This is a genomic window from Leifsonia shinshuensis, assembly GCF_014217625.1.
Lineage (GTDB): Bacteria > Actinomycetota > Actinomycetes > Actinomycetales > Microbacteriaceae > Leifsonia > Leifsonia shinshuensis_A.
This window is the reverse complement of sequence record NZ_CP043641.1, coordinates 2938642-2963843: the sequence shown is the minus strand read 5'-3', so window position 1 is coordinate 2963843 and position 25202 is coordinate 2938642. Positions and strand designations below refer to the sequence as shown.

22 protein-coding genes and 1 pseudogene are annotated in these 25202 nt (G+C 70.6%); 13 read left to right on the top strand and 10 right to left on the bottom strand.

Features of this window, described 5'->3' with window-relative positions; all coding sequences use genetic code 11:
• Positions 1 to 29 precede the first annotated feature (29 nt).
• A complete protein-coding gene (locus tag F1C12_RS14330) occupies positions 30 to 1121 on the top strand; it encodes a substrate-binding domain-containing protein (RefSeq protein ID WP_185275602.1) in 1092 nt (363 codons plus the stop codon).
• Positions 1122 to 1353: 232 nt separating this feature from the next.
• On the opposite strand, the gene F1C12_RS14325 is transcribed toward F1C12_RS14330, so the two are convergent.
• Positions 1354 to 2004: a GntR family transcriptional regulator gene (locus tag F1C12_RS14325; protein WP_185275601.1), complete on the bottom strand. Its 651-nt coding sequence runs from the start codon at positions 2002 to 2004 to the stop codon at positions 1354 to 1356.
• Positions 2005 to 2163: 159 nt separating this feature from the next.
• Here F1C12_RS14325 and F1C12_RS14320 point away from each other — a divergent pair, with 159 nt between their 5' ends.
• Positions 2164 to 2841 (top strand): GntR family transcriptional regulator, encoded by a 678-nt coding sequence (locus tag F1C12_RS14320; RefSeq protein ID WP_185275600.1) that lies wholly within the window; start codon positions 2164 to 2166, stop codon positions 2839 to 2841.
• Here the strand turns inward: F1C12_RS14320 and F1C12_RS14315 are convergent.
• Genes F1C12_RS14315 through F1C12_RS14295 form a run of 5 tightly spaced genes read right to left on the bottom strand, consistent with a single transcriptional unit; the run spans position 2813 to position 5451 of the window.
• On the bottom strand, positions 2813 to 3367 hold the full coding sequence (locus tag F1C12_RS14315) for a DUF6328 family protein (RefSeq protein ID WP_219732617.1): 555 nt from the start codon (positions 3365 to 3367) through the stop codon (positions 2813 to 2815). The genes F1C12_RS14320 and F1C12_RS14315 overlap by 29 nt on opposite strands.
• Positions 3364 to 3768 carry a hypothetical protein gene (locus F1C12_RS14310; protein ID WP_185275599.1) on the bottom strand — a complete coding sequence of 135 codons (405 nt, stop codon included), beginning with the start codon at positions 3766 to 3768 and terminating at the stop codon, positions 3364 to 3366. Before F1C12_RS14310 ends, F1C12_RS14315 begins: the two co-directional genes overlap by 4 nt.
• A gap of 32 nt (positions 3769 to 3800) precedes the next feature.
• A complete protein-coding gene (locus tag F1C12_RS14305) occupies positions 3801 to 4106 on the bottom strand; it encodes an AzlD domain-containing protein (protein WP_185275598.1) in 306 nt (101 codons plus the stop codon).
• Positions 4103 to 4846, bottom strand: a complete 744-nt coding sequence (locus tag F1C12_RS14300; RefSeq protein WP_185275597.1) for an AzlC family ABC transporter permease — start codon at positions 4844 to 4846, stop codon at positions 4103 to 4105. The genes F1C12_RS14305 and F1C12_RS14300 overlap by 4 nt, the downstream gene beginning before the upstream one ends.
• Positions 4847 to 4887: 41 nt before the next feature.
• The gene (locus F1C12_RS14295) at positions 4888 to 5451 is read right to left on the bottom strand and encodes a TetR/AcrR family transcriptional regulator (RefSeq protein WP_185275596.1); all 564 of its coding nucleotides are present in this window, start codon (positions 5449 to 5451) and stop codon (positions 4888 to 4890) included.
• A gap of 90 nt (positions 5452 to 5541) precedes the next feature.
• On the opposite strand from F1C12_RS14295, the gene F1C12_RS14290 reads away from it, so the two are divergent.
• Complete coding sequence (locus F1C12_RS14290) at positions 5542 to 6834, top strand: MFS transporter (RefSeq protein WP_185275595.1); 1293 nt, start codon at positions 5542 to 5544, stop codon at positions 6832 to 6834.
• Here the strand turns inward: F1C12_RS14290 and F1C12_RS14285 are convergent.
• Positions 6818 to 7837, bottom strand: a complete 1020-nt coding sequence (locus tag F1C12_RS14285) for an NADPH:quinone reductase (RefSeq protein ID WP_185275594.1) — start codon at positions 7835 to 7837, stop codon at positions 6818 to 6820. The two genes, F1C12_RS14290 and F1C12_RS14285, sit on opposite strands and share 17 nt — an antisense overlap.
• A 32-nt stretch (positions 7838 to 7869) precedes the next feature.
• Positions 7870 to 9069, bottom strand: coding sequence for a MarP family serine protease (locus F1C12_RS14280; RefSeq protein ID WP_258045915.1), 1200 nt, complete (start codon positions 9067 to 9069; stop codon positions 7870 to 7872).
• A 116-nt stretch (positions 9070 to 9185) separates the two neighbouring features.
• On the opposite strand from F1C12_RS14280, the gene F1C12_RS14275 reads away from it, so the two are divergent.
• The 4 genes from F1C12_RS14275 to F1C12_RS14260 all read left to right on the top strand — a co-directional run bounded on the left by F1C12_RS14275 (position 9186) and on the right by F1C12_RS14260 (position 13881).
• On the top strand, positions 9186 to 10433 hold the full coding sequence (locus tag F1C12_RS14275) for an ROK family transcriptional regulator (RefSeq protein ID WP_185275593.1): 1248 nt from the start codon (positions 9186 to 9188) through the stop codon (positions 10431 to 10433).
• Between the two features lie 128 nt (positions 10434 to 10561).
• Positions 10562 to 11179, top strand: coding sequence for a hypothetical protein (locus tag F1C12_RS14270; protein WP_185275592.1), 618 nt, complete (start codon positions 10562 to 10564; stop codon positions 11177 to 11179).
• Between the two features lie 382 nt (positions 11180 to 11561).
• Complete coding sequence (locus F1C12_RS14265; RefSeq protein ID WP_185275591.1) at positions 11562 to 12914, top strand: extracellular solute-binding protein; 1353 nt, start codon at positions 11562 to 11564, stop codon at positions 12912 to 12914.
• 1 nt (position 12915) lies between these two features.
• Complete coding sequence (locus F1C12_RS14260; RefSeq protein ID WP_258045914.1) at positions 12916 to 13881, top strand: carbohydrate ABC transporter permease; 966 nt, start codon at positions 12916 to 12918, stop codon at positions 13879 to 13881.
• Positions 13882 to 15080: 1199 nt separating this feature from the next.
• On the opposite strand, the gene F1C12_RS14250 is transcribed toward F1C12_RS14260, so the two are convergent.
• Positions 15081 to 15431: a helix-turn-helix domain-containing protein gene (locus F1C12_RS14250; protein ID WP_185275282.1), complete on the bottom strand. Its 351-nt coding sequence runs from the start codon at positions 15429 to 15431 to the stop codon at positions 15081 to 15083.
• A gap of 19 nt (positions 15432 to 15450) precedes the next feature.
• Positions 15451 to 16584 carry a tyrosine-type recombinase/integrase gene (locus F1C12_RS14245; RefSeq protein ID WP_258045872.1) on the bottom strand — a complete coding sequence of 378 codons (1134 nt, stop codon included), beginning with the start codon at positions 16582 to 16584 and terminating at the stop codon, positions 15451 to 15453.
• A gap of 168 nt (positions 16585 to 16752) precedes the next feature.
• Here F1C12_RS14245 and F1C12_RS14240 point away from each other — a divergent pair.
• The 6 genes and pseudogenes from F1C12_RS14240 to F1C12_RS14215 form a co-directional block, all read left to right on the top strand.
• Positions 16753 to 16992: pseudogene (locus F1C12_RS14240) on the top strand (carbohydrate ABC transporter permease); the annotation flags it as partial.
• Positions 16992 to 17828, top strand: coding sequence for a carbohydrate ABC transporter permease (locus F1C12_RS14235; protein WP_185275589.1), 837 nt, complete (start codon positions 16992 to 16994; stop codon positions 17826 to 17828). The pseudogene F1C12_RS14240 and the gene F1C12_RS14235, both read left to right, overlap by 1 nt.
• 29 nt (positions 17829 to 17857) lie before the next feature.
• Complete coding sequence (locus F1C12_RS14230) at positions 17858 to 20857, top strand: alpha-mannosidase (RefSeq protein ID WP_185275588.1); 3000 nt, start codon at positions 17858 to 17860, stop codon at positions 20855 to 20857.
• A 176-nt stretch (positions 20858 to 21033) separates the two neighbouring features.
• The gene (locus F1C12_RS14225; RefSeq protein WP_258045913.1) at positions 21034 to 21693 is read left to right on the top strand and encodes a response regulator; all 660 of its coding nucleotides are present in this window, start codon (positions 21034 to 21036) and stop codon (positions 21691 to 21693) included.
• A gap of 20 nt (positions 21694 to 21713) precedes the next feature.
• The gene (locus tag F1C12_RS14220) at positions 21714 to 23381 is read left to right on the top strand and encodes a hypothetical protein (RefSeq protein ID WP_258045912.1); all 1668 of its coding nucleotides are present in this window, start codon (positions 21714 to 21716) and stop codon (positions 23379 to 23381) included.
• Positions 23382 to 23832: 451 nt separating this feature from the next.
• On the top strand, positions 23833 to 25158 hold the full coding sequence (locus tag F1C12_RS14215) for a hypothetical protein (RefSeq protein WP_258045911.1): 1326 nt from the start codon (positions 23833 to 23835) through the stop codon (positions 25156 to 25158).
• Positions 25159 to 25202: the final 44 nt, after the last annotated feature.

The following is a 25202-nucleotide window of genomic DNA, read 5'->3' as shown; positions in this document are numbered from 1 at the left end:
CACCATCACAACCAGAGAAAGAGAAAAGAATGCGCAAGATCGCACTCGCGACAGTGGCTGTCGCAGCTGCCGCCGCGCTCGCCCTGTCGGGCTGCTCCAGCCGTGACGGCTCCAGCGGCAGCTCGACGGCGTCCGGTTTCGCCAAGGACGCCTCGATCGGCGTCGCCCTCCCGACCAAGACCTCGGAGAACTGGGTTCTCGCGGGCGGCCTGTTCACCGACGGCCTCAAGGCCGCCGGCTTCAAGGGGGACGTGCAGTACGCCGGTGGCTCTGGCGTCTCGGACCAGCAGTCGCAGATCCAGTCGATGATCACCAACGGCGCCAAGGTCGTCATCATCGGCGCCGTCGACGGCGGCCAGCTCGCCGCGCAGGCCAAGGCCGCGCACGACGCCGGTGCGACCGTCATCGCGTACGACCGCCTCATCCTGAACACCAAGGACGTCGACTACTACGTCGCGTACGACAACGAGAAGGTCGGCGAGCTCCAGGGCCAGGCCCTCCTCGACGGCATGAAGGCCAAGTACCCGGGCAAGACCAAGTACAACATCGAGCTGTTCTCCGGTTCGCCCGACGACGCCAACTCGAAGGTCTTCTTCGACGGCGCCATGAAGGTCCTGCAGCCGAAGATCGACGACGGCACGCTGAAGGTCGTCTCCGGTGAGACCGACATCAAGCAGACCGCCACCCAGGGCTGGCTGCCGGCGAACGCGCAGACCCGCATGGACACCCTGCTCGCGAAGAGCTACGGCTCGACCGAGCTCGACGGCGTACTGTCGCCGAACGACACCCTGGCCCGCGCCATCATCACCTCGGTGAAGGGCGCAGGCAAGCCGGTCCCGATCGTCACCGGTCAGGACTCCGAGGCCGAGTCGGTCAAGTCCATCATGGCGGGCGAGCAGTACTCGACCATCAACAAGGACACCCGCAACCTGGTCAAGCAGGCCATCCAGATGGTCAAGGACCTGCAGGCGGGCAAGAAGCCGGAGACGAACGACGACAAGTCGTACGACAACGGCGCCAAGGTCGTCCCGGCCTACCTCCTCAAGCCGATCATCGTCACCAAGGCGAACGCGGCGGAGGCCTACGCCAACGACCCGACCCTGGAGCCGCTGACCAAGTAGTCGGCGCCCACGTCGTCGGCGCCCTCGGGCAGCTGTAGACAGAGCAGAAGGCCGGTCCCTCATGGGGCCGGCCTTCTGTGTCCCCCCTGGACAGTCCCCCCGGACTTTCCCCCTCTGGCGGTCTGGTTCTCACGCTAGGACCGCGCACGGGGGCGCGGCATCAGGGTCAGCACGGATATCGCGGCCCGTGGTGACCCTGAGTGGAATCGGGGGTCTCCGGTCGGAAACGGGGTCAGAGGTCGGCGAGGACGTCCCCGATGCGTGTCACGTAGTCGTCGATGAGGGTGCCGGCCGCGTGCCCGTCGCGCCGGGCGGTCGCCTCGCGCAGCTCGCGTGCGAAGCGCTCGAGGGCGAGCGGGTCGAGCCGGCCGTGGAGCTTGCGGCCGAGCCTCCGGACCTGGGGGAGCACGTTGCCGAGCGTGCGGATGCGGACGCTGTTGTCCTCGATGCGCGCGAACGCGACGACGAGCCGCTCGAAGATGGAGACGAACTTGACGGCGTCGTCGTTCGCCGCGGCCTCCACCAGTTCGGCTTCGATGTCGTCCACGAGGTCGTCGTCCTCCGCCTCCCAGAAGGGGAGGCCGCGCAGTGCGGCGCCGGCCCACAGGTCGCCGGCGACCTGCACGGACCCGAGGACGCCGAGGATGTCGAACTCCGCCACGCGCGTGTAGCGGTTGCGCTCCATCTCGACCAGGCCCTGCTCGGCGAGGCGGTCGAGCGCGTGACGGATGGGGGTGCGGGAGATCCCCAGCCATTCGACGAGGTCGGCGTCGCGGAGGCGTTCCCCCGGCTCGAGGGTGCCGTCCATGATGGCGGCCTCGATGCGGACGTAGGCCTCTTCGGACAGGGAGATGCGGGCCACGTGGTCGGTGGGCATGGGCATGGTCGGGTGCTCCTGGGTTCGGGCTCCTGCATGCCCGGTCCGCGTCGGATGACGGGTCGGGGCAGGAACGGGTGGAACGAACAGTTTGCTCTGGTCAGATGCTCACTGCTAATCTATAAATATACCAGAGCAAAACTGAGTTCACGAAACGAGCCCCCCATGACCCTCGAAGAACTCCGCGCGCGCTTTCCCTCGCTCGCGGCCGACAGGCGCCTCCTCCGAAACGATGTCTACGCGGTACTCCTCGCCGGCATCCTCGGAGGCGACCTCGCACCAGGCGAGCGCCTCAAAGACGGAGAGCTGACCGAGGCGCTGCGCGTCTCCCGCACCCCGGTGCGCGAGGCGATCGGCCGATTGCAGCAAGTCGGACTGATCCGCACCGCGCCCAACCGCTACACGCTGGTGTCGCCGCTCGACATCGGCGAGATCGTGCAGGTCGTCGGCGTGCTGCGTCTCCTGCTCCCCACGGCGCTTCGCCAAGCCGTCCAGAACGTGGACGTGGACACCGAGCTCGAGTTGACGGTGGTGGCCGAGCGGCTGGAACGCGACAGCGACGGCGCCGATCCGTCGCCGATCGACGCGTTCCAGCGCGCGATCGCGGCCGTCCTGGACACGATCCCGGACCGCGTGCTGGCCGAGACGATCGAGACCCTCATCCCGCGTTTCGTCCGCTATCTCACGCTGTCGACCGAGGGTGCGGAGGCGGTCTCACGCGCGCGGATCCTCGAATTCGTCCGGGCGGTGGTCCGCAGCGACGAGAAGGCGGTCGACATCCTGGACGGCGCGCTCCGCGAGCTGTCCGAGGTGCTCAGTCCGCCCGTCGGCGGAGCCGGCTGAGCACGGCCGCCGGGAAGACCAGCAGCAGGAGCGCCAGCACCAGCAGGATCCCGGCGCCCGCGGCGATCGCCGCCGCGAGTCCCAGCGTCACGTCGAAGACGAAGAACACCACGCCGGAGGTCAGCAGGGCCACCAGGCCCAGCGTGATCTTCAGCAGCCGGTTCGCGATGGAGACGGACTGCGCCTTCTCGTGGTGGCGGAACAGCTGGCGGTGCAACGCGACCGGTGCGAGCCCGAGCGCTGTGCTGCCGGCGGCGAGCACGACGAGGACCAGGTAGAAGCCCACCTGGAACGCGTCCAGCGTTCCGAACCGCTGCTGGAACGCGATCGCGAGCAGGAAGCCGCTGATCAGCTGGGTGCCCGTCTGGGTCACCCGCAGCTCCTGCAGGATCTCGTTCCAGTTGCGGTCGGCGCGCTGGGTCGCGGACTCCGCGCGGCCGTCCTCCGGGTCGATGTCGTCCGTGTCCGGCGTCTGCGGCTCCGGCGTCTGTGGACCCGGCGTCTGCTGCCCCGGCGTCTGCGTCATCGCTCCATCGTCGTCCGGGGAGGTGAAGCGCGCAACGGGCGAACGCCCTGCGCCGCCAGCGCCGCGCGATAGAACCGGACGAGCTCGGCGGCGCTGGGACGCTTCGCCGCCATGGTCGCCGTGTCCGACCGCCGGGCCGCCATGTGGTGCCGCCACGACTCGGCGGCGCAGCGGTGGTCCCACGCGACCGCCGCCGCGGCCTCCAGCGTGCGGCACCAGCCGATCAGCTCCCGGCCGTCCGAGCCCGGCGCCCAGGTGACGACCCGGTACCAGACGTCCGGCCGGTTCGGGTCGCCGAACGCGAACCGCCGGACGACCGCGTACGGCAGGCCGAGGGCGCCCTGGCTCAGCACCCATTCCGAGGGCTGCGCGTTCGCCACGGGATGCCAGGATACGGTCACGTCAGAACGTTAGAGACGGCCGCCGACACCGATCAGGTCAGGAGCCGGATGAGCGCGGCGACGACCGCGGCCGCGGGCACCACGACGATGAACGGCACGCGCAGCGCGTACAGTCCGGCGGCGATCGCGACCGCGGGGAGCCGCGCGTCCAGGTGCAGGGACTGTCCCGCGCCGAACGTCTGCACGCAGATCAGCGCGGAGAGCAGCGCGGCGGTCAGCAGGTCGCTCGTGCGGGCGACGACGGGATGGTCGAGCGCCTTCGGCGGCACCAGCCAGCCCGCGGCCTTGAGCGCGAGCACCGCGATCGAGCCGAGCAGGATGATGTTCCAGGTCGTCACGGCTCGACCTCCCGTTCCATCGGGATCGGGTCGGGGTGCGGCCGGTCGTCGCCCCGCCCGAACAGGTTGAGGACGCCGAACACGATCGCCACCACCGCGGCGGCGAGTACCGGCAAGCCCGGCATGAGTAAGGGGGTCAGCAGCGTCGCGACGAACCCGGCCGCCACCGCGACCGCCTGCGTCTGGCGCGCCTTCAGCCGCGGCCAGAGGAGGCCGAGGAACGCCGCGGCCGCCGCCGCGTCGAGCCCGTACGCCTTCACGTCGCCGATCAGGTTGCCGAGGAGCGCCCCGGCGAGCGTCATCAGGTTCCAGCCGAAGTAGACGACGAGGCCGGTCACCCAGAACCCGATGCGCTGCGCGCGCGGCTCGGTCTGGGCCGTGGCGACGGCCGTGGACTCGTCGATCGTGAGCTGGGTCGCGGCGGCGCGCCTCCAGAACCCCGGGCCGATAATGCGGGACAGCCGCAGCGCGTAGAACGAGTTGCGGACGCCGAGGAGGGCGGCGGAGGCGATGGCCGTGCCGCCCGCGGCGACCCCGCCAGACGCGAGCACGCCGATGAGAGCGAACTGCGAGCCGCCGCTGAACATGACCAGGCTGAGCACGCACGCCTGCCAGACGTCCAGGCCCGACGCGGTCGCGAGGGCGCCGAACGAGATGCCGTACAGCGCGGTCGCGACACCGACCGCCCAGCCGGAGCGGGCGGCCGTGCGCTCCTGCGCAGTGCGTGGGCGGCGGGCCATTCTGCGAGACTAGCGGGCCGCGCGCCGACGCGGCGGGGGAGCTACCCGGCGGAGCCCGCGCCCGGCCGGAACAGCCGAGCGACCATGTCCTCCGCCGTCGTGTCGCCGAGCGTCCACGGCTGGAAGATGACGCGATTGACGATCGGGGCGACCACGACGTCCATCACGTCGTCCTCGGTCACGCCGGTCTCCGGGTGTCGCGCGAGCAGCATGCCGGCCTCGGTGCGCCGATTGCGGAGGCAGTCGGAGGTGCGTTCGCCCGCCGCGCCGGCGCCGCCGCGCAGCAGTGCGGCGTTGACCGGCTTGCGGAAGTGCGTGACGATGCCACCCGCCCAGTCGGTGAGGTCGTCGCGCAGGTCGCCGCGGTCGGCGAGTGGACGGTCGGGGTCGAGGTGGTAGGTGGCGATGTCGTTGAGGAGGGTCGGGAGGTCGCCCCAGCGTCGGTAGATGCTGGTCGGGTTGACGCCGGCGCGCTCGGCGATCATCGGGACGGTCACGCGCTCGCTGCCCTTCTCGCGGACGAGCTCTTCGACGGCGGTGCGCACGCTGTGGATGACCGCGGCGCTGCGTCCGCCCGTCCGCTTCGACGGTGTCGTTGTGGTCATGGGAATAGCTTAAAGCAAAGATTGTTGCTTTTTACCAGATCCCGTTCTATAGTCCGTTAAAGCAATCAGATTTGCTTTTAGGAGGCTGAGATGTCCACTGCAGGGGAGAGCTGCCCGAAGCTCGCAAGCCCGCCGCGTACGCGTGCGCTGCGCCTGCGCCCGGCCGCCGCGTTCACCGGCACCGCCCTCGCGTTCGTCGCCGTGGCGCTCGCCGTCGGCGCGCCCAGCCCGCTCTTCGTGCTGTACCAGCAGGAGTGGGGCTTCCCGTCGTGGCTGCTGACCGTGGCCTTCGCGATCTACGCGGTCACGCTGCTGATCACGCTGCTCGTCGCCGGCTCCCTGTCCGATCACATCGGCCGCCGTCCCGTGCTCGTCGGCGCGCTCGCCCTCCAAGTGGCAGCGATGCTGATGTTCCTGTTCTCGAAGGACATCGGCTCGATCATCGCCGCCCGCTCGGTTCAGGGCGTCGCCACGGGCGCCGCCATGAGCACCTTCACCGCCTCCCTGGTGGAGCTCGCGCCCGAGCGGCAGAAGAAGCTCGGAGCCACCATCGGCTCGACGGCGCCGGTCGGCGGGATCGCGCTCGGCGCGTTCTTCACCGGACTCGCCGTGCAGTTCACGGCACAGCCGACCACGCTCGTCTTCGTGACCCTGTCGCTGCTGTTCGTGGCAGGCATCCTCGTGGTGATCGCGTCGCCGGAGACCGTCGCCCCGCGTCCGGGCGCGCTGCGCTCGCTCACGCCGCGGCTGTTCATCCCGCGGGAGGCGCGCGGCGAGTTCGTCGGGGCGCTGCCGCTGTTCCTCGCGACGTGGATGCTGGCCGGGCTGTTCATCGGGCTGTCGCCGTCGATCCTGCACGGCGTCTTCCACCTGGACTCCGGCCTCCTCAACGGCGCGATCGTCGCGGTGCCGCCCGCGGTCGGCGCCGTCGCCGGGCTGCTGCTGACCCGCGCCCCCGCGCGCACCACCACCGTGTGGGCCATGGCGGCGATCATGGTCGGGATCGCGCTGACCGCGGTCGGGATCGCGGCAGGCCTCCTGCCCGTGCTGTTCGCGGGCGCGGTGGTGGCCGGAGCGGGATTCGGAGCCGGCTTCTCGGCCATGCTGCGGATCATCGCGCCGCTCGCGCCGAACGACCAGCGCGCCGAGCTCTTCGCCGGGGTGTTCCTGGTGAGCTACCTCGCCTACGGCGTCCCGGCGCTCGCGGCGGGCGAACTGATCGGCGTCGTCGGCCTGCTGCCCACCGCGCTCGGCTACGCGGCAGCCATCGCGGTGGCGGCGGCGGTGGCGATGGTGGTGCAGATCACCCGGCTGGCGCGCAGCGTCCGCGCGGAGGAGCCCGAGCCCGAGCAGGCCGAGGCGGTCCTCACCCCACGTCGATGAGCACCTTGCCCACGGCGCCGTCCTTCACGGCGTCGTGGGCGTCGGCTGTCTGGGCCAGCGGGAAGCGGGTGAGCGGGAGGCCGTGCTCGGCCCCCACAGGCAGCGCACCAGCCGCGGCGGCCGCCGCCACCGCCCGCACCGCGGCCGCCTTGGCCTCCGGGGTGACGGTGTAGGTGAGCAGGAACTGCCAGCGCAGATTCTTCTGCATCGCGGGGCGGATCGGCATCGTCACCTCGGTCGAACCTGGCGCGTCCGCGTACACCGCGATTGTGGCGCCGCGCGCGGCCACCTTCGTGTCCAGCTCGGCGTTGGCGCTGGCGTTCACCTCCACGACGATGTCGACGCCGCGCGGAGCGAGCGCGCCGATCGCCTCGGCGGTGTCCGGCTCGCGGTAGTTGACCACGTGGTGCGCTCCCGCCGCGCGCGCGAGCTCCGCCTTCTCGTGGCTGCTGACGGTGGCGATCACCGTCGCACCCGCCCAGACCGCGAGCTGGATGGCCGCGTGGCCCACCGCTCCGGCGCCTCCCGCCACCAGCACGGTGCGCCCGTCGAGCGTGCCGGGCGCGAGTTCGCCCGCCGCGCCCTCGTACGCGGTGAGCGCGCGGTGCGCCGTGAGCGCGGGGATGCCGAGCGACGCGCCGACATCGAAGCTCACGTCGTCCGGTAGCGGGACAACCTGGGCCTCCGGGAGCACGACGAGCTCCTGGGCCGTGCCGTCGGGACGCTGGTAGGCGGCGTCCCACACCCAGACCCGGTCGCCGGGCCGCACCGATGCGACGCCCGCGCCGACCTCGTCGACCACTCCGGCGCCGTCCTGGTTCGGGACCTGCGCCCGCGGGAGGTCTGACGGGCCGCCGCCCTGGCGCGCCTTCCAGTCGGTCGGGTTGACGCCCGAGACGTGGATGCGGACGCGCACCTCGCCGTCGCCGGGGTGCGGCTCCTCGCGCTCGCCGAGGACGAGGACGTCGGAATCGCCGGTCGAGGTGTAGCTGACAGCCTTCATGGCTCAAGCCAACCACGGGAGGGTGGCCGTCGTCAGCCCGCGGAGCAGGCTCCCGAGCTGATCGGCGCCGAGCCGACCGAGCCGAGCACCGGGCGGAGCTCGTCCAGCGTCAGCGCGTAGCCGGTCTGCGGGTCGATGGTGGAGCGGGCGAACACGACGCCGACCACGTCGCCCGCCGGGTCGAGCAGCGGGCCACCGGAGTTGCCGGGGCGGATCGTGCCGCGCAGCGAGTAGATCTGCCGCTCGACCGCACCGCTCTGGTAGATGTCGGTGCCGCGCGCGGTGAGCTGGTCGCGGACGCGCTGCGGGCTGATCGTGAACGGCCCGTCGCCCGGATAGCCTGCGGCGTAGGCCTGATCGCCCGCGCCCAGGTTCTGCCCGAGGCGCAGGGCGGGCGCCCGGAGGTCGGTCACGTCGAGCACGGCGAGGTCGCGCTCCGGGTCGAAGGCCACGAGCGTCGCCCGGTCGACCGTCGTGCCGCCGGACTCGCGCACCACGACGGAGGAGGCGCCGGCGACGACGTGTGCGTTGGTGACGACGCGGCCCTGCTGGACCACCCAGCCGCTGCCCTCGGAGTCCACGCCGCAGGCCGGCTTGGACGCCAGCACGGTCACGGTGGACTCCTGCGATTTGGCGACGGCCGCGGGGACGTTCGGGTCGGGCGCGCCGATGGTCTTGATCGACTCGCCGCCCTCGAAGACCTTCGGGAGGCCGGCGCCGGCGAGGGCGTCGTCCACAGCCCCGAGCACGGTCGAGGACGGGACCGGCGCGATGCTGTTCAGGGTGGAGACGACCTGCGACGAGTTCGCGGCCTGCACCACGGTCGCGAGGCTGGTCGCCATCGCGAAGCCGGCCACGAGCCAGACGACGACGGCCCAGGTGACGAAGCCGAGGACCGCCCCGACCAGCGAGTCCACCCACTTGATCGGCCCGTGCCGGAGCACCTTGCCGATCAGCGACGCCGCGGTGGTCGCCAGAGCGTAGACGACGCCGGCGCAGACGAGCAGGACGATCGCGGCCACGATCGAGCGCTGGCTGACGCCGGTCAGCCCGGAGGCGGCCATCCAGTTCACCACCATCGGCGCCAGGAGGAGGCCGAGCGAGAGCCCGACGCCGAGGCCGATCAGCGCGCCGGCGGCACGGATCGCGCCATTGCTCCAGCCCGCCGCCATCGCGAGGACGGCGAGCACGAGCAGCACGACGTCGACCACGATCTCCACGGCTCTCACCATGCCCCACCAGGCTGGGCGCGGGCTGGGGTACAGATGTACAGAACCGGAAACCTGTATGTGCGTGGGTATATTACGAGGGACGCCGGGTTCCCGACCCGAGCGTGGAGGAGGAAGCCGTGCCCAAGGGAGCGAACCTCCCGGCGATCGCCGCGTTCAACGAGACCGTGGTGCTGGACGCCGTGCGGCGCTCGGGGGGCGGTCTCAGCCGCGTGGAGCTCGCCTCCGTGACCGGGCTCTCCGCCCAGACCGTGACGAACGTGACCCGCCGCCTCCTCGGTCAGGGCCTCATCCGGGAGGCCGGCAAGCAGAGCGAGGGCAGCCCCGGCAAGCCGCGCACGCTGCTGCGCCTCGACCCCGCCGGCGCGTACGCGGTCGGCGTGCACCTGGACCCCACCGTCATCACCTGCGTGCTGCTCGACCTGGAGGGCGAGGTGGTCGAGCACCTGCGCCGGCCCGCGCCCCTCGACGGCGACGCGAAGGAGACGCTGGCCGTGATCCTCGACGCCATCCGCTCGCTGATCGCGACGCCGGGCGTCGACGCGTCGCGGGTGATCGGTGTCGGTGTCGCCGCCCCCGGCCCGATCGACGCGGACACCGGCGTCGTCGTGCGTCCGCCGCTCATCCCGGGCTGGAACGACTTCCACCTCCGCGACGAGCTGACCGCGGCGACCGGCCTCCCGTCCCTCGTCGCGAAGGACGTGATCAGCGCGGCGGTCGCCGAACGCTGGCGCGACCCTGCCGGCGCGAGCAAGGACTACGCGTTCATCTACTACGGCACGGGCGCCGGAATCGGCCTCGTGCTCGGCGGGGAGGTCTACACCGGATCGACCGACAACGCGGGCGACGCCGGCCACGTGCTGGTGGACCCGGGCGGAGCGCTGTGCGCATGCGGCCGCCGCGGCTGCTGGGGCGAGTCGGTCCGGCCGAACCGCCTGGTCATGCAGGGCTTGTGGTCGGGCGTGCTGCCCGCGCCGGCGGGCGTCTCCGTCGTCGACGGCGTGGACCTGGACCTCGACGTGGAGACCGTCGACGCCCTGTTCACCCGGCTGACGGAGGCCGCCGACGCCGGCGACGAGCGGTCCGCCGCGATCATCGACCGCTCCATCCGCGGCACGGCCTTCTACCTGTCCAACCTCACGGCACTGCTCGACCTGGACCGCGTCGTCTTCGGCGGCCCATCGTGGTCGCGCGTCGAGCGGCGCTACTTGGCCCAGTTGTCCGACCGGCTCGCGGAGATCGACATGGGGATCCTCACGCATCCGGTGCTGCTGGAGGGCAGCGCGGTGGGGGAGGATGTCGCGGCGGTGGGGGCGGCGTGCCTGGTGCTGGATGAGACGTTCTCGCCGCGGGTGGGGCGAGGGTGAATTGCTCTTCGTGCCGATTGTACTAGTGGTAAGGTGCAAAATCTCAGGGCGACAATGGCTGTCGCTCGATTGGAGATGACACCGTGATCACCAGAATCAACCGCGGACATGCGAGGAGTGTGCTCGCTGTGCTGCTCACCGCCGCGGCGCTCGCCCTGGCATCTGGAGCGCCGGCCCAGGCCGCTCCCGACGACGGAACCGCGCCGATACGCGGTTTCCTCGCTCAATACGGCGCGGATGGGCCCACCCAGGATCGGCTTCTCGCCGAATATCGTGCCGGAGGCGTGTGGGACTCGATGTCGAGTTCGAAGCAGCCGGTGTCGACCCGGAGCTTCACGGGAACGGACGGGGCCTACACGGTCGGCACGTACGCTGACGGGTCGATCGCCGTCACCCGGATGGAGACGCCCGATCCCACTGCGTCGGACCGCGCTCGGGGTATTGGCGGCTGCAGCGTGAGTGGGAAGGTCTACAGCAACTGCAAGATCGACACCTGGGTCGGTGTGGTTTCCATGGCATTCCGCGCTTCGTACAACCTCGGCACGAACCAAGTGACCAATGCGTACGGGCCTGAGTACACCATCGTTGGCGCCTGCGGCGCATCCCCGAGCCTCAGCAGACCGGCTGGCAATATGGCGCGGCTGAACATCGCGACGCAGATGTGCGTGCTTCCCTACAGCACCGTCTTCTGGCTACAGCTCACCGTCAGCGGTGGGTCTGCCCGCGTCAGCTGGAACGACTATTGAGATGAGCCGCCCGTGATCCTCTGGAACACTTTCGTAGCGATCGGCATCGCGCTGACCATCGGCGTGATCGCGTTCGCAGCGATCTGGCTTCGACGCCTGAGTCAGAAGTAGACATCGGGTAACACCTCGGCCCCGACCTGCGAGAAGCGGGCCGGGGCCGATCCGCTTCTACTCCCGCCGCCGATGTCGGCCACCAGCGGGCCGCCGCGATCGCGCCTGTACTCGGCTGACTCCGGGGCAATTCGGTGCGCGAGCAACACCCCCCACCCGAGGGCAGACCCTCGATTTCCCGCGCACTCTTTACTTATAAATCAATTTGATTTATAAATTACGAAGAGTCCGCGGCATGGGAGCCGGAGGACCCCAATGCAAAGGAGCATCGATGAAGCGAAGCAGGGTAGTGGTCGCAGCAGTCGCCGCCGCCGCGCTCGTCGCACTGGCGGGCTGTTCGTCGTCGTCCGGGGGTGGTGACGGCAAGACCATCAAGGTCGCCTTCCAGGATTTCGGGTCGGACATCATGGCCAACTTCATGAACAAGGCCAAGACCGACTTCGAGAAGGCCAACCCCGGCACCAAGGTCACGCTGGTCCCGATCAAGGCCGCCGAGAACGACTACTACACCAAGCTCGCGCTGATGAACCGGGCCGCCACCACCGCGCCCGACGTCATGAGCGAGGACACCTTCCTCATCCGCGCGGACGCCCAGGCCGGCTACCTCGCGCCGCTCGACTCGTACGTCTCCAAGTGGTCGGACTGGTCCAACTTCTTCGACAACGCCAAGGACGCCGGCAAGGGCGACGACGGCAAGGTGTACGGCATCCCCACCGGGACCGACACCCGCGGGCTCTGGTACAACAAGCAGATCTTCGCGAAAGCCGGCATCCCCACTCCGTGGCAGCCGAAGACCTGGGACGACGTGATCAGCGCGGCCAAGAAGATCAAGGCCGCCGATCCCGGGGTCATCCCGCTCAACATCTTCTCCGGCAAGGCCGCGGGCGAGGCGAGCTCGATGCAGGGCTTCGAGATGCTGATGTACGGCGCGAGCGCGAAAGGCCTGTACGACGACTCGAACTCCAAGTGGATCACCGGGTCGAAAGCGTTCACCGACTCGCTCGACGTGATCAAGGAGGTCTACCAGGGCGGCCTCGGCCCGAGCCCCGAGATCACCAGCGACACCAACTACCAGAACACCGTCAACAACGAGCTCGTGCCGCAGGGCAAGCTCGCGATCAACCTCGACGGATCCTGGGCTTCCAACGCGTGGCTGCCGACCGGCGCCACCCCGTGGGCCGACTGGGACAAGGTGATGGGCACCGCGAAGATGCCGACGCAGAACGGCGCCGCACCGGGCTCGATCAGCCTCTCCGGCGGCTGGACGTTCTCGATGGGCTCGAAGAGCTCGGCCAAGGACACGGCGTGGAAGTTCATCACCTTCGTGACCGACAAGCAGCGCTCGCTCGAGTACAACATCAACACGGCCGGCATCCCGGTGCGCAAGGATGTCGCGAACGACGAGAAGTACAAGACGTCGAACCCGACGTCGGAGTTCTTCTCCTCGCTGGTCGCGGTCACCAAGTTCCGCCCGGCGACCCCGGACTACCCGAAGATCTCCAACGGCATCCAGGTGGCGATGGAGTCGGTGATGACCGGGCAGGCCACTCCGGCCCAGGCCGCCAAGACCTACGACGAGTCGGTCGTGGGCATCGTCGGCAAGGACAAGACGGAGTCCAAGTAACGTGACCTCCACTCTGGATGCCGTCGGCTCCGACGCGCGCGGCCGGACCACCCCGGTCCGGCCGCCGCGCGGGCCGAAGACACGTTCGCGCGCACACGCCCGGCGCTCCGTCGCCCGGGCCGTCCCCCTGATCCCGGCGATCGGCCTGCTGGTCGTCTTCCTGGTCGGGCCGATCCTGTCCTCGTTCTACGGCTCCTTCACGAACATGTCGCTCACCGGCTCCTCGGCCGCGTCGGCGCAGTGGGTGGGCCTCCAGAACTACATCGACCTGTTCAAGAGCCCGGACTTCCCGGTCTCGGTCTGGCTGACGCTGGTGTTCCTGATCGGCTCGGCGGTCATCGGCCAGAACATCGTGGGCATGGTGCTCGCCCTGCTGATGCGCAGCGGCAGCCGCTGGGTCGGCGCCCTGGTCTCGACCTTCGTGGTCGGCGCGTGGGTGCTGCCGGAGATCGTGGCGGCGTTCGCGTCGTACGCGTTCTTCAGCCAGCACGGCACGCTCAACGCGATCCTCGCGGCGTTCGGGATCACCGGGCCGTCGTGGCTGTTCGCCTTCCCGATGCTGTCGGTCATCCTCGCCAACACCTGGCGCGGCGCGGCCTTCTCGATGCTGGTCTACTCGGCCGCGCTGCAGGAGGTCCCGCCGGAGATCACCGAGGCGGCGGAGGTCGACGGCGCCAACGGGGTGAAGCGGTTCTTCCTCGTGACGCTGCCGATGATCCGGCGCAGCATGACTGGCAGGGTTGGCGTATTCGAACCCCGTGAATACTCGCTGTCAGGTCTGCCGGTCGGCGGCGTAGTTCGCCCACGAGCCGCCAGCGTTCGCGCTGATGCGGACGATGGTGAGTGGGCGCAGTCCGAGGATGCTGGCGAGCATCGCGGGCGGGATCTCTCGGGTGAGCTGCTCGGCTGCGGCCAGGCGCAGTTGCCTCGGCTGGATGTCGAGTGTTCGGCGCAGCCGGTTCGCTAGAGCGTTCTGGGTGATGTGGGTGCCGGCGTGGTTTCCGGGGAACAGCCATCGGGTCGGGAGCTGCTCGGCCGTGCCGGCGCGGCGGCGGACCGGGAGTTGGCGGATCACGGTCGCGAACGGCTCGGGCAGTTCGAGCGCGTCAGTGCCGAGGGCGAGGTTCGTGCCGGTCTCGGTGACGGTCACGTCGTCGGTCGTGAGCGCAACGACCCGGTTCACCGGTTGCGCGTAGAGCACGATGAGCGCGGCGGCGATCCGGTCGGCGGGATCGAGGGTGTCGTCGGTGATCAGTCGCCGGGCGATCTGCCAACGCTGTTCGGTGTCCATCGGGGTGACGGGCTGTCCGACGTAGGTGGGCGGGAGCTCGATCTCTCGGGGCAGCTGACGGTTCTGGCGTGCCCAGGTGAGGAACGGGCGGACGACGTGTCGGATGGCGCCGGGGCCCGCGAACCACGAATCGATATCGTGCTGGGTTGCCTCGTCCAGATGCCGGTCGACGTCTTGCAGTCCAGCGAGGAAGGCGACGACCTGTTCGATCTGGCGGGTAGCGTTGCGCGCGCTGATGTCGACGCGCTGTTGCTCGTCCAGAGTCCGCAGCCGTGGCAGGACTTTCCAGTTGAGCCAGCGCGTCGCGAGCTGCCGGTGCTCGTGATCCAGCGGTGCGGTCAGATCCAGGACGCGGGCTTCGAGGCGGCGCAGGCTTCGATGAGGGTCCGGCTCGAGGAGCCCAGCGGCGATCAGCAGCGCGCGCAGATGCTCGGCTGCTCGGCGTTGCGGGAACCGGTCGAGGGTGTCGTGGCTGAGCGGGATGCGGCCGGTGTCGAGGTCGCGCAGCAGGTCGCGGGTGCGGGTCAGCCAGCGGCGGGTCGTGAGGGGTTCCGCGGCGAGGACCGACGCGTGCAGCGGGGCGAGCACGCCGTCTCCGGTGAGCACGCGGTCAAGGTGCCGCCGCAGCGCGCAGGGATTGCAGACACGGTTCCCGTCGATGCCGACGAGGAGGACGTCACTGCGGCTGCAGTCCTGGCAGTGTTTCCTGGCTCGTTCACGACACCATCGGCAGCGGCCCTCGAAGTCGAGCAGCCGATCCGGTTTCTCGCAGCGGGAGCAGTCGCCGCGCACTCGACCGACGCCCTTGCTGCAACGCGAGCAGAGCCCACGGCCGGGCATCGCGGCGCGGTCGCAGAGCTGACAGGTTTGTCCCGTCACTTGCTGCGGGTGATATCCGCGCGCCGCGGGGTGCGGGTCTTCGCCGTGGCCGAGACGGCAGTGGGTTTCCCGGTGGTGCCGGTAGCTTTGACGGCTGCGGTCTCGGCGACGGGCTCGATGAGGTCGTTCGGGGTGCAGCCGAGGATGTCGCAGAGCGCGGTCAGAGTGCGCAGGCTCAACCGCTCGGGGGTGCCGGTGACGAGCCGATATACCTGCGCTTCAGACAGGACGATGCCGCGCTCGGCGAGCAGCGGAACCAGTGTCGTGGTGGCGAACATCTCCTGGGCGGCCATCAGCCGTCGCAGGTGCCATCGGTATCCCAGGCGGGGCTGGGGTGTGCGTGCCATCGTGTTCCTCCTCGGGGTCTCACTCGGTCTCGGGCTGGAAGGCGCGGTCGAGGGCTCGGCGCAGCGCCTTGTTCTTGTAGTCGGCGCCGACGGTCGTGTAGATCGCGGTCGTCGAGCCCCAGGAATGGCCGAGCTGCTGCTGCACGAACAAGTGGTCGAAGCCGTCTTCGAGCAGATGCGTCGCATACGAGTGGCGCAGGCAGTGCGGGCCGAGGTTCCGGTCCAGACCGATCGCGTCCCGGTACTCGGCGAACCGTCGCGAGATCGCATCCGCGCTGACGCGGGCGCGCCGCTCAGTCGGCCACAACGCCGTGCCTGTCGCGTCGTAGAGCGGGCGAAGCTCCTCCGTCCACTCCGCGACGGCCTCGGCCGCCCACCCCATCGTGGTCAGAACGGTGCGACGCCTGGGCGGGCTGCCGCGCAGTGCTTTGCCGTAGCGGACGGCCAGCGCCCCGTATCGGCCGAACCCGATAGCCGCAGCGTTGCCCGACCAGTCAACCGTCTCCAACTTGGAGGCTTCCCGCCGGCGCAGACCCCAGGCGTAGATCGTCTTGAACAGTGTCGCGTCGCGGAACGCCGCCAGCCAGCCCTTGCGGCCCGTCGACTGCACCTGGGAGACGCGCTGGTCGCAATAGTCGAAGAACGCTTGGAGCTCGTCGCGCGACAGCGGCCGGTTGCCCGGCCGCCCCTCGTAGTCGCTGCGATGGATCACCGTGTTCCACTCGTGGAACACCTGCACCGGCACGTCTCCGAAGTGCCGTTCGCAGACCTCGTGCCACTGATAACGGGGATCGGAGAGGTAGCCGCAGAACAGCGACACCGCCATCTGGTAGTTCCGCACCGTCGAGTGCGCCATCCCCGCCGAGACCATCTCCGCCGTCCACGCCTCGACATCGCCCGGCGTCCAGTGCCACGGGTAGTCGTTCGTGAACGACGCGAACCGGCGAACCGTCAACAGCCGACGCTCGATCGTCAACCCCGACAGCATTCGGGACCGCTGCTGCAGCTCCCAGCCCTCCAGCATCGCCGCGAGCACGGTCTCCTCGGCGGCGAACAGCGCCACGCCCGGTGTGAGCAGCCGCGCCGCTGGGCTGCCTTGAGCAACGCGCACCGACCGCTCCTCCTCGGGACCATCCGCACCTCGCACCGACACCCGATGATGATATCATTCATCAGATGCACGATCCGGGGTGAGGTTCGCTCCTCGTTTCCGCACCGCAGCACCTCATGTGGCGTTTCTACGCAGCGACCACAGGGCCCGAGGCGACGCAGCCTCGGCCGGTCTCGAATCCCTGAATCCTGCATCAGATGCAATTCCCCAGCCTTCTCCACCAACCTCATGCTCATCACGCTGCAGACCCTCTCGGTCTTCACGCTCATCTACGTGATGACCGGCGGCGGCCCCGGCAACAAGAGCATGACCCTGCCGGTGCTGGCGTACCAGGAGGCGTTCAAGTTCTCCGAGCTCGGCTACGGCACCGCGATCGCGACCATCCTGCTGCTCGTCGGGGCGGTCTTCGCGATCGTCTACGTGCGGGCGCTCAAGACGGAGGTGGACTGATGAAGCTCTCGTCGCCCAACGGCATCGCCCTCAAGTGGACGGCCAACATCCTGCTGCTGCTCATCGGCGTGGTCTTCGTGCTGCCGCTGGTGTGGGTGGTGCTCGCCTCGTTCGACGGCGGCGCGACCCTCTCGGTCGCCTGGCCGAAGCAGTGGACGCTGGAGAACTTCCAGAAGGTGCTCACGCCCGAGCTGGCGTTCCTGCCACTGTGGAACAGCCTCCTGCTGTCGGCCGGCTGCGCGATCCTCACCGTGATCATCGCCGTGCTCGCCGCCTATCCGCTGTCGCGCTACCGCAACCGGTTCAACCGGCCGTTCCTCTACGCGATCCTGTTCGGGACCTGCCTGCCGATCACCGCGATGATGGTGCCGGTCTACAGCCTGTTCGTGTCGCTCAACCTGATCGACTCGCTCGGTGGGACGATCCTGTTCATGGCGGCGTCGTCGCTCCCCATGGCGATCTGGATGACGAAGAACTTCGTCGACTCGGTGCCCATCTCCCTCGAGGAGGCGGCCTGGGTCGACGGCGCGTCGAGCATGAAGACGCTGTGGACCGTCGTCGTCCCGCTCGTCCGGCCGGGGATCGCGGTGGTGTTCATCTACGTGTTCGTCGCCGCCTGGGGCAACTTCTTCGTCCCGTTCGTGCTGCTGCTCAGCCCCGACAACCAGCCGGCCGCGGTGAGCATCTTCACGTTCTTCGGGCAGTACGGCGCGGTCGCCTACGGCCAGCTCGCCGCCTACTCGCTCATCTACTCCGTGCCCGTCATCGCGCTCTACGTGATCGTGTCCCGTGCGCTGGGCGGCTCGTCCGCGCTCGCCGGCGCGGTCAAGGGCTAGCCGTACCTCTTATATAGAAGGAGTCCTCTTTGTACCAGCAGAACCAGCTCGCCGAGTTGCGGGTCGACCGTTTCGTCCGCGAGCGCCTGACGCCCGCCCTCGAGCGGGCGTCCGTCCCGGTGACCGTGGAGGCGTGGGAGGTGCCGGACGAGCCGGTGCCGTTCGCGCAGGCGGTGGAGGGCGCCTTCGAGCACTTCGCCGTCGGGAGGCCGTGGGGGCGGCCCTGGGGCACGGTCTGGTTCCGCCTGACCGGTACGGTCCCGGCCGAGTGGGAGGCGGCTCCCGACGAGGTCGAGCTGGTCGTCGACCTGGGCTTCACGGCGGGCCAGGTCGGCTTCCAGGCGGAGGGTCTGGTCTGGGCGACGGACGGCACGATCGTCAAGGCGCTCGAACCGCTCAACAACTACGTGCGGCTGCGGGCGTCGCCGGGGCAGTCGTTCGAGTTGTTCGTGGAGGCGGCCTCCAACCCCGACGTGGGGTCGGACTGGTCGTTCACGCCGACCCCGGTCGGCCGGAAGTCGACGGCGTCGCCGGACTCCATCTACACGCTGCGGCGGGTGGACGTCGTCCACCGCGACCGGGAGGTGTGGGAGCTGATCCAGGACATCTTCACCGTCCGTGGTCTCGCCGCCGAGCTCCCCGCGACCTCGCCGCGCCGGGCCGCGCTGTTCGCCGCGCTGGAGGATGCGGTGACCGCGGTCGACCCGTTCGACGTCGGCGCCACCGCCTTCGCCGGCCGCGCCGCGCTCGCCGACGTGCTCGCCTCCCCGGCCGCCGCGACCGCTCACCGGGTGTTCGCGGTCGGACACGCCCACATCGACTCCGCCTGGCTGTGGCCGGTGCGCGAGACGATCCGCAAGTGCGCGCGCACCTTCTCCAACGTCCTCGACCTCATGGACCAGGACCCGGACTTCGTGTTCGCCTGCTCGTCGGCGCAGCAGTTCGCGTGGATGCAGCGGTTCTACCCCGAACTGTTCGAGCGCATCCGCGTGCGCGTCGCCGAGGGCCGGTTCGTGCCTGTCGGCGGGATGTGGGTCGAGTCGGACACCAACATGCCCGGCTCGGAGGCGATGGCGCGCCAGTTCGTGGAGGGCAAGCGGTTCTTCCTGGAGGAGTTCGGCTACGAGCCGCGCGAGGTCTGGCTGCCCGACTCGTTCGGCTACTCGGGCGCCCTCCCGCAGATCGCCCGCGAGGCCGGGATGGAGCACTTCCTCACGCAGAAGATCTCCTGGAACGAGACCAACAGATTCCCGCACCACACCTTCGACTGGGAGGGCATCGACGGCACGCGGATCTTCACGCACTTCCCGCCGGTCGACACCTACAACTCCGTCCTCTCCGGGGGCGAGCTGGCGCACGCCGAGCAGAACTTCGCCGACAAGGGCCGGGCGAACACCTCCCTGGTGCCGTTCGGCTTCGGCGACGGCGGCGGCGGCCCGACCCGCGAGATGGTCGCGGCGGCCGCGCGCACGGCCGACCTGGAGGGCTCGCCGACCGTCCGCGTGGCGGCCCCATCGGAATTCTTCGCCGCGGCGCGCGCCGAGTTCGACCCGGCGCCGGTGTGGGCGGGGGAGCTCTACCTGGAGTTCCACCGCGGCACCTACACGTCGCAGGCGCGCACCAAGCAGGGCAACCGCCGCAGCGAGGCGCTGCTGCACGAGGCCGAGCTGTGGGCGGCGACCGCGGCGGTCCGCGCCGGCGCGGCCTACCCGGCCGAGGAGCTGCGGGAGGCCTGGCGGACGGTGCTGCTGCAGCAGTTCCACGACATCCTGCCCGGGTCGTCGATCGGCTGGGTGCACGACCAGGCGGTCGAGAACTACGCCGCGGTGGCGCGGAGCCTGGAGGACGTGATTGCGCGGTCGCTGGCGGCGCTCGCCGCGGGTGACGGTGCGGGCGGCACGGGTGGCGCTGTCGCCAACGCCTCGCCGTACCCTGTCGATGGCGTCGCCCCCGGCGCCGTCGGCATCCCGGCCCGCGGCTCCGACGCCCGCGTCGAGCGCGATGGCGACGTCATCCGCCTGGTCAACGACCGCATCGCCGTCACGGTCGACGCCGAGGGCCTCATCCCCTCGATCGTGGAGCTCGCGAGCGGCCGGGAGGCCGTGCCCGCCGGCACCCGGGCCAACCTGCTCCAGCTCTTCCGGGACACCCCCACGCAGTGGGACGCCTGGGACGTCGACATCGAGTACCGGCTCGCGGGCGAGGACCTCACGGCCGTGGAGTCGCTCGACGTCGTCGCCGAGACGCCCGAGTCGGTGTCGCTGCGCCTGGTCCGCCGCTTCGGCGCCTCCACCGTCACGCAGACGCTGACCCTCGCCGCCGGATCGCCCGCGCTCGACATCGAGACCCACGTCGACTGGCACGAGCGGCAGCGGATGCTGAAGCTCGGCTTCCCCGTCGACGTGCACACGACCTCCGCGCGGTCGGAGATCCAGTTCGGCCACATCGACCGGCCGACGCACACCAACACGAGCTGGGACGTCGCGCGGTTCGAGACGAGCGCGCACCGCTGGGTGCACGTGGCCGAGCCCGGCTTCGGCGTCGGCGTCGCCAACGACGCGACCTACGGCCACGACATCACCCGGCACGAGCGGGAGGGCGGCGGCACGTACTCTCTGGTCCGCCAGACCCTCCTGCGCGCGCCGCTGTTCCCGGACCCGGAGGCCGACCAGGGCGAGCACACCCTCCGCAGCTCGATCGTCGTCGGCGGCGTGGACGCGGCGATCGAGGAGGGCTACCGGCTCAACCTCCCGCTGCGCCCGGCTGCGGCTGCGGTCGAACCGCTCGTCACCTCCTCGTCGGCGGGCGTCGTGGTGGAGACCGTGAAGCTGGCGGAGGACGGCTCGGGCGACGTGGTCGTGCGGCTGTACGAGGCGCACGGCTCGCGCGCCTCGGCCACCCTCGCCGTCGGCTTCCCGTACGAGCGGATCGAGCGCACCGACCTCCTGGAGCGCGCGACCGGCGACGCCACGACCACGCTCGCACTGCGCCCCTTCGAACTCGTCACGCTGCGGTTCGTCCGCGGCTGACCCAGACCGCCCGCCCCGGGCCGCGCGAACCCCGGGGCGGGCAACATCCAACGCCGGCCCGTCGCGCATGCGGGCCGGCGTCGGCGCGCGCACGCCGGTGTCGCGGGCCGCGCGTCCCGAACTGGGGGCGTGCGGTCCGGCCGAAGCATTCCATCCTCCCCGTTATCCTTTCCAACGTGGCGGTCGGTATGTGGCGCAGGCGGGTCCTCGTGGTCGAGGACCACGCGCTGATGCGCTCGCTGGTCGCCGACGCCTTCGCGCAGCGCGGCTTCGAGATCACGACGGCCCCGTCCGCGGTGGAGGCACTCCGCCTGGTCGACGACGCCGACCCGGACCTCCTCGTGACCGACATCGACCTCGGCTCGCGGCCGAACGGCGTGGAGCTGGCTACGATCCTCCGCGAGCGTGCCCCGCACGTCGCGGTGATGTTCCTCAGCAACCTGTCCCGGGAGGCCGCGGCCGCCCAGGCGCGCGAGACGGTCACCGGCGCCTCCTTCGTCAACAAGGGCGCGATCGGCTCCGTCGCCGAGCTGGTCGACGCCGCGGAGGCCGTCCTCGCCGACCGGCCCGTCGAGCACCTGTCCGGCGCCACCGGCTCGCAGGGCGCGTTGCTCCGGCTGAGCCCGGCCCAGCGTGAGACGACCCGGCTGCTCGCCGCGGGGCTCACGAACGCGGAGATCGCGCGCCGGCGCGGAGTCTCGGTGCGCGCAGTCGAGAAGAGCGTGGAGCGCGTCTTCCAGGCGCTCGGCCTGACGGGCGACGACGGCATCGCCCCGCGCGTGGCTGCCGCGACCCTCTACACCGCGACCTACGGCGATCCGGGGTCCGGGTTGTGAATCCCATGATCGCCCCGTGGATGCGCCGTGCGGTTGACCGGGCGACCGGGCCGTCGGCGCTCTCGTGGTGGTCCTGGCTGGTGACGCTGCCGTTCGCGGTGACCGTGATGTCCGGCCTCCAGTACATCAGCGGCGGCCCGTGGGCGATCGTCGCGGTCGGCATGCTGGAGCACGCGGCAGTCGGCGCGACCATGCTGGCCGGCTGGGCGGTGCTTCGCGCGACTCCCCAACGGGTGCGGGTGCCCGTCGTGTTCCTGGTGTTCGGGGTGATCGGGCTGCTGCGGCCGCTGCTGTTCCTCGCGGCGGGCTGGGTGCTGGGGGTCCCGGTGGCGGCGGGCGACCTGGTCGGCCGGATCTTCATCAACGTCGTCACGACGATCACCATGCTCTCCCTGATCGCGGCGGTCGTCGACCTGGTGCGCGACCACATCGGCGTCTACCGGCGGCTCCGGGCGGCCCAGAGGGCCTCCGCCCGGGACGCGGAGCGGACGGTCGCACGCATCTCCGAGCTCCGGCGCTCGGTGGTCGAGACCGTGCTGGCTCAGCTGGACGACGCCGCTGCCGCCGCCGCCGCGCACGGCATCCGCCCGGCCGACGCCGCCCGGCTGCTCCGCGGTCTGGCCCAGGAGGTCGTGCGTCCGGCGAGCCACCGGCTGTACTCGGACGATGTGGCGACGGCCGAGGAGGGCGCGCTGGACGGGCCGGTGCGCGTGCGGGACTGGATCGCGTCCGTGCTGCTCGGGATGCGGCCGGCCCCCGCTCTGCCGCTGGCCGTCCTGTTCGCGGTGCTGGTGGTCCCGTTCGGGGTCGCACAGTACGGCCTGCTCTTCTGCCTGCCGCCGCTCGTCTGCGGCTTCTCCGTCGTCTGGGCCGGGAACCTCGTGCTGGGGTGGATCGTCGGGAGGGTGGCGCGCATCTTCCGGGCGATGATGCTCCTCGTCGGGTACGGGGTGATCGGCGTGCTCCTGAGCCTGACGACGAGACTCGTGGTCGAGGCGCTGGGCCGTGTCCCGGACATGGTCTGGGTCGAGATGGTCACGTATCCTGCCATCGCCTTCGGCGCCGCGCTCGTCGCGTCGCTGTCCGCGCGGGTCCGGCGCGACCAGGCCGCCTTGGAGGCCGCCGTGCAGGCCAACGTGCTGGAGGCCGCCGACGGCCGGAGCGCGCTCGACCACGAGCGCGAGGGGCTCGCGCGGCTCCTCCACTCCGGCGTGCAGTCCGAACTCATCGCCGCCGCGCTCTCGCTGGGCGCCGGATCGGCGGAGGACGCGTCAGACGGTGTGCGGGAGGTGGTCTCCAACATCCGCGCCGAGCTGAGCGCTCCGCGGAGCGAGCCGGACGCCGCCGACCGGATCGGGGCGCTGGTCGAGAGCTGGGGCTCCGCCATCCCGCTGCGCTCGTCGTTCGGAGACGGCGTCTGGGAGCGCCTGGGCGAGGCAGGGCGTGCGGAGGCCGTGGTCGACGCGATCTCCGAAGGCCTTGCGAACGCGGTGCGCCACGGCGACGGGTCGGAGGTCACGCTCGAAGTCCGGGCCGCGGCCCATGGAGGGGTCTCGGTCGTCGTCGTCTCCGGGGGTGCGCTGTCCACCGCGGTGCCGGGCATCGGGCTCCGTCAGCTCGCCGAGCGGGGCGACGTCGCGCTGCGGGAGCTCGACGGTCGCGTCGAGCTCGTGGTGGCGATCCCCTAGCACCCGGACGGCGTCCCGCGCGCCAGTCGTAGCAGCCGTACCCGGCTGGGTCTGAGCGGACTCGAAGGGTTAGTTTCAAGGTGATCGGACCCCGCATCCGATGACGTTCGGGCCGGGGTGTTTCCGCGTGACCCGAACGCGCGGGATGCACCCCGACCCCGGCCTCCCGAGCGATTCGCCGGGGATCTTCTTTCATCCGTCAGTTCGTCTCGGCGACGTGTCTCTGCGCGAATTCGTTCGATCTATTCGTCTGCATTGATAGAACGTCCAGCCGAAATTTGATAAGAATGGTCGGGTACGCCTGAACGCGTCGTCCCCCCGCGGCGCTCGGACCCGACCGTCCCAGGCGTGGATCCAGTTCGTCCCGGTACGTCCCAGGAAGGCCAGTTTGCCCGAGTCCTCTGCCCCCTTGCGGCCTCGCCGCGGCAATCGGGGACCCGTCGTACTCGACGTGGACGCGCAGAGGCTGGCGGTCGCCGACCCGATCACGGACTTCACGGTGGCCGAGTCGCTGACGCCGCCCGCACCGGTCGTCCCGGCTGCGCCCGCCGCGCCGGCGCCGATGAGCCGTCGTGCGGCCCTGGAGGCCGAGCGTGCCCAGGCGCGCAAGGAGCAGGCCGCGGAGAAGCCGCAGGCTGTCGCTGCGCCCGCCCCGGTCGCGTCGTCGATCGCGCCGCAGCCCGCTGAGGACGGCATCGCCTCGTTGTTCGGAGAGAGCCCGGCGGCTCCGGCGGCTTCGAGCCCGGCGGCTTCCGCTCTGGCGGCTTCCGCCCCCGCGGCTTCGACCGCGGTTCCCCCCGTGTCCCGGCGTCGTGCCGACGAGCAGCACACGGCTCCACGGAAGAAGCAGGTCGTCCGCGAGCGCGTCGTCGTCAAGCCGACCCGTCCGTCCCGCGCCGAGCGCCGTGCCGCGGCCGCAGCCGCGCAACAGTCGGCCGTCCCCGCAGCGCTGGTCTCCGCCGGCCCGTCGGTCGCCGACCCCGCGAACCCCCGGCACCCGCGCCGCGGCATCTACCGCAAGCTCCACACCGAGGGCCGCCACCGCCGCAGCTTCCACGTCTTCGTGCTGGTCGCCCTGACCGCGTTCTTCGGCACCGCGTCGCTCCCGGCCTACGCGACCACCGGCGAGGCCTCTGTGGCCGGCGCCGCGCGCACCGCCCTCGCCGTGCAGACCCTGACCGGCGGCAACGCCACCGCGCAGGTCGTCTCCCGCGACGGCCTCGGCATCGCCGAGAGCCCGCAGGCGCTCGACTCCACCACCAACAGCTCCGTGTCGCCCACCGTGCAGGCGCTGGCCGTGCAGCTCATGGGGGCGGTCGCGGCGGGCCGCCTGGTCGGCTCCACGCCGAACCACATCCCGGAGATCGCGAACCTCGCCGAGGGCAAGGTCGTCCCGAACTGCGGTGTCGACTACCGCGTGCTGCAGGCGATCTCGGTCGCGCTGGACAACTTCAGCCAGGTCGGCATCAGCGACATCAACCGCAAGTGCACGGGCCAGATCGAGGGCGCCGGAACGGACTCGGCCCACTACGCGGACGGCGGCGGCCACGCGGTCGACTTCTACCTCCTCAACGGCTCGGCCCTGACCGGAGGCGACGCGAAGTCCCTCCAGCTCATCCACCTCCTCGACCCGCTGGTCCCGAAGGGCTCCGGCCTGGGCCAGGCGGAGTGCCGCGGCTCGATCAGCGTCGAGAACTTCGCCCCGTTCGACGACACCTGCAACCACGTGCACATCGACTTCCTGAAGTCCCAGGGGGCGACGCTCCGATACGGGTGAGCCGGTCGTGGCGCTGATCGCAGCGGAGTTCCGTCGCGGCCGTC